Here is a 4276-nt window from a genome sequence, read left to right as displayed (position 1 = left end):
TCCGATCTGTGACCGCGTCCCGGCGCGGCACTCTCAGCGTCCGGCCGTCCAGGGCCATCTCGGTCGCGGTCGTGGCCCCGACCGTGACCTCGCTCGCCGTGCCTGTGTCGGTGCTGTCGCTCATGTCTGAGTGTGCAGTTCTCCGGCACGAGCATCAGCGCCCCCTCAGCTCCTCCGATAGAGTCCGAGCCGACTTCCTGCGGAGCGCCTCGCCGCCCCTCTCCCCCTCGGCAAGCCCCTCCTCCTCCGCCCTTTTGGTCTGGCAACGTTCGCGGGCTGTGCAGGGCAGCTCCGGGGCCGTATCCGGGCGACGGACGTCCGTCCGGCTATGGCACGCTGCCCGCCCGGTATGAGCAGGGAGCAAGCTACCGCTCCGGCGGCTTGGGGGCCGTCCTTCAGAAGGCCGGGCTACGAGTGAGGCGGGTCAACGTTCGTGGCGGTCACGGCGTGGGCCAGGACGCACAGGCCGACGCCGCCCCGCGGAAGGCGGAGCGGCGTCGGGTTTCGCAGTCCTCAACCAGTCTTGGCCGGTCGTTCGGTCTCGCTCAGGCGACACTTCGGACGGGGCGGGCGGCGAACCTGTTCCGGAGGGCATCCCAGGCTGCGGACAACTCGGCCCGCTCGCGCGGCAAGGACAAGCCGGACGCCTTGCGAGGGATGTTGGCGATCGACTTCAACCGGTCGGGCTCCAGGATCGTCAACTTGGCTCCCCGTTCGACGATGCCCTGCTCTTCCCATCTGACGAGCACGCGCTGCACGCTGCGGACGGAGGTGCCGGCCCAGGCGGCCAGCAGTCGGGTGTCCGCCTGGATATCGCAGCTGCCCAAGACGTACTCGTCCTCGGCCGAGTACAGGAACAACAACGCCCTAGCCAGCCGTTCTGCGACGGTGGCATGCGCCAGCTGGGCCATCCAGTACTCCTTGGCCCGCGTCCGTTCGGCGGCGTCGTGGTAGATGTGCCGCCACAGCCAGGGGTCCTCGTGCGCCAGGCGCTGCAGCTCCCGGCTGTCGATCTCCAGTACGCCGACAGAGTCGATGGCGCGGGCCGTGTGCTCGCGTTTGGCCGTCCCCACCGGGGTCATCGCCTCGTCGCCGAACAGCTGGCCGGGGATGAGCACGCCAACGCCGGTCGGGTCTCCCGAGCGTCTACGGGTCTCCAGCAGGACCCGACCGGTCACGAGGAGCATGACACGGGTGGCGGGGCTCCCCTGCAGGAAGAGCCTGGCCCCCTGCTTGTAGGTCCTGAGCCGGGCGATGTCTGAGACCAGGGAGAACTGGAGCGGGTCGAGCTGGTCGTAGAAGAAGCGGCGGGGATTCATCACGGCCGGTCCGTGCGCAGGGCGCGAATAATGAGGGGGACGACGCCGAGGACCCCGACGACAGCCGCCAGGACAGTCGCGATCTCCGCCGGGCCGACCCCGGCAAGCACGTGCACGATGTAGCCGATGAGCATCACGATCGCCAAGGCGACCGCGGCGCCGCACACGATGCCGATCTTGTGAGGCATCGTGCCCGGGGAGTGACGAGACTCGGACACGGGCTCCCTCCAGTGGGAGTCAGGGCCTTGCGGAGGCCGGTCGATAGCGCCTCCGACACTGGGGCGAACGAGGTCCAGGGCCGGTGGTAAGTCGGCCTCCCCATCACCCGCAGCATCGGTGGCACCGAGGATCGAGGACCAAACTAGCCCCCCGCCTTGGATCACGCACGGAAGTCCCACAGGCCCGACATCTGCCTCCAGGTACGGCAAAAGGCCCCCGGGCTACCACCCCCAAGGGCCTTTCACCTGCGACGATCGACCGGCCTCCGCAAGATGCCCGATCACGTCTGCCCCCCATCCTAGGCAGCGGCGGCGGTGGGACCGGCGACAGGTGTCGCAAGGCTTGATTTCAACGCCGCGAGCGGATAACCTCCCCGGCCGCCCGCCCTGAATTACGCGAAACTCCATCACGCTGACCTGCTATAACTTATTTATTCAGCGCCAGAGTAATAAGCAGTGATTTATAGCTCCTAGAAGTTGCTTTTACCGCGAGTAGTCGGCGGTCACTCTGCGTTCCTTCCCGTGCGGCTCCAAATGCTTTACTGTGCGCCCGCGCACCCGGCCCAGCCGCCCTCTGACGTCGGGTTTGTTCCTCGGGAGCGGGCGCAAACAGCCGCACTCCCACCCGGGCAGGTATCTCGAAGTTCGAGATACCTCCGAGCATGTGGACGGTGCTGCCCGTGGCACATGCCGGGGCTGCCCGCATTGCATCGCGAAGAAAGTGGAAGGAGCCTCTCCGAAGCTTTGTTCGGGTACAGGGCCCGTGCTGCCTCCGATCTTGGCCCCCGTCCTTCGGCAGCGCTGCGGCCGGTCCGGCGCGCCCGTGTTCCGGCGTCCCCCCAGCTTGCCGTTGATGTCGCGGGTCATGGTCCTCCTCCAGGGCGTGGGCTAGCGTCGCCTCCACCACCCGCGCCGGGTCACTGGCCAGGACGGGGTCGTGCTGGCGGGCCAGTGCGGTGACCGCTGCCGTGCGGGTCTTCCAGGAGTCCTCGTCGGCGCGGTCGGGGTCGCCGTGGTCCGGCCACAGTGGGATCGGGGCGTAGTAGCGGCCGGCGGCGGGGTCGCCGGCGGTCGCCGTCCAGTGCGGGCGGGCGTGGGTGCCGCGCACGGTGTCGCGGTCGACCAGCCCGACATCCCCTTCGGCCCGCACGGCTTAGGAATACGACACAGTCGGATACGACAGCCTGCCAGGAGCTACCGCCGGTCTCGTGGTGGGGCGGGGGCGCCCTCGCTCCCGGGTGTGCGGGCGTGCTTACCCGGGAGCGGGGTCGGGCCGGGGGTTAGTTCTGCGGGGTCGAGGGGGTGCCGCAGCCGGTGGAGCGGACGATGTAGCCGACACTGCCTTCGACAACGGCACCGGTGACGGTGACGGTCACCAGGTGCTGGGTGATGCCGGTGCCGTTGGCCTTTTCGGTGAAGTGCCAGGACTTGAGGTCCTCGGTGGCTCCGGTTGCGGGATGGATGAAGCCGGAGCCTGATGCGCCGGTCTGGGTGTCCTTGACGTCGATGGTGGTCGGCGCGGAGGCGCTGAACTCGATGTCGATGGTCGGCTCAGAGGTGAAGTCGATGGTGTAGGTGCCGGGATCCAGCATCTGGTGCTTGCACATCAAGTGGGGGACGTCGGATCCGGGCGGCTGGGGCCCCACGACCGGGTGGCCGTCGGTCCGGGGGGTCGGAGAGGGTGCGGGCGGCGGGTCGCTGACGCAGCGGGGCGCCTGGTCCAGAAGGTTGCCGCCGGTGTGGAGATTACTGGCGCGGACGTAGCCGACGGGGTCGCCGGCGGCGTTGGCCGGAGGGCCGACAGGGGGCGAGGCGGAGGGGTTGGCGAGCAGAGCCCACACCACGGTCATGTCGTTGCCGGGAACGGTGTAGGGGCCGGGCTCGCCGGGGTTGATCGAGGGGGTGGAGAAGCAGGCGACGGTGTAGCTGGTGAACGGCTGGGCGTAGCCGATCATGGGGTAGTCGCCGCCGGGCCCGGTCTGCAGCGGGAGGCTGTTGGCGGGGATCGGTCCGGTGTTGAAGGTGGGCAGCGCCTGGGCGGCCGGGTCGGCGTAGGCCGTTCCTGCCAGGCTCACCACGCCGCCGGCGAGCGTCGCGGTGATCGCCACGGCGATCAGCAGGATCATCCGCCGTAGGACGGTGGTCGGGTGTCGCATTGCGGTGCCTTTCGTGGACTGGCCGGGCGTGACAAGGACGAACGCGGGTCGCGGTTCCAACGCCCGGCCTCACCGGTTTAAGGCTGCGGTTATCCATTCACGAGTTTCTGTGGATAATCGGTGCTGCCGGTTGTCCACGCCAGCGACGCCAGGGTTGTCCATATGCCGGTGACCAGCACGAATGCGGGGACGGAAGGGGATGTAGCGGGTGGGGCGGCCGCCGAAGACACTCAACCCCGACGACGGGCCGACGGTCCGGTTCGCGCTTGAGCTGCGGGAACTGCGCGAGCAGGCGGGGAACCTGCCGTACTGGAAAATGGCGCGGCTCTGCGGGGTGTCCAGAAGTGCCCTGTCGAAGGCGGCCGGAGGAGAGCAGATCCCGTCCGAGCGGGTCTTGGACGGGTTCGTCCGGGCGTGCCGGGGCGACCTCAACACCTGGCGGGTCCGGCGTCTGCAGGCGTTGCGCGAGGCCGAGGCCGCGCTCCAGGCCGAGGCATCCGCAGCTCGGCCGGGCACCGCGCTAGTCCCCCTCAACCCCACCGCGACCGCCGTGGCCGACCCGGCCCCCGGCCCGGACGGCGCC

4 protein-coding genes are annotated in these 4276 nt (G+C 69.3%); 1 reads left to right on the top strand and 3 read right to left on the bottom strand.

Annotated features, from left to right (window positions below):
* Positions 1–545: 545 nt before the first annotated feature.
* From AB0J52_RS29780 to AB0J52_RS29770, 3 genes are all read right to left on the bottom strand, one after another.
* Entirely contained in the window at positions 546–1319 is a 774-nt protein-coding gene (locus AB0J52_RS29780) for a Crp/Fnr family transcriptional regulator (RefSeq protein WP_500185924.1), read from the bottom strand.
* The gene (locus AB0J52_RS29775; RefSeq protein WP_500185922.1) at positions 1319–1507 is read right to left on the bottom strand and encodes a hypothetical protein; all 189 of its coding nucleotides are present in this window, start codon (positions 1505–1507) and stop codon (positions 1319–1321) included. Before AB0J52_RS29775 ends, AB0J52_RS29780 begins: the two co-directional genes overlap by 1 nt.
* Positions 1508–2817: 1310 nt before the next feature.
* Complete coding sequence (locus AB0J52_RS29770) at positions 2818–3693, bottom strand: hypothetical protein (protein ID WP_500185920.1); 876 nt, start codon at positions 3691–3693, stop codon at positions 2818–2820.
* 208 nt (positions 3694–3901) lie between these two features.
* Here AB0J52_RS29770 and AB0J52_RS29765 point away from each other — a divergent pair.
* Positions 3902–4276 (top strand): helix-turn-helix domain-containing protein (locus AB0J52_RS29765; RefSeq protein ID WP_500185918.1); only part of this gene is annotated, 375 nt, incomplete at its 3' end.

Source organism: Spirillospora sp. NPDC049652, from assembly GCF_040675125.1.
GTDB lineage: Bacteria > Actinomycetota > Actinomycetes > Streptosporangiales > Streptosporangiaceae > Spirillospora.
Note: the sequence above shows the minus strand (reverse complement) of the source record. Positions and strands in the feature narration are given on the sequence as shown.

Excerpts from the sequence above, each read along its gene's own strand:
- AB0J52_RS29780 (WP_500185924.1), bottom strand. The coding sequence starts at position 1,319 with ATGAATCCCCGCCGCTTCTTCTACGACCAGCTCGACCCGCTCCAGTTC.
- AB0J52_RS29775 (WP_500185922.1), bottom strand. The coding sequence starts at position 1,507 with ATGCCTCACAAGATCGGCATCGTGTGCGGCGCCGCGGTCGCCTTGGCG.
- AB0J52_RS29770 (WP_500185920.1), bottom strand. The coding sequence starts at position 3,693 with ATGCGACACCCGACCACCGTCCTACGGCGGATGATCCTGCTGATCGCC.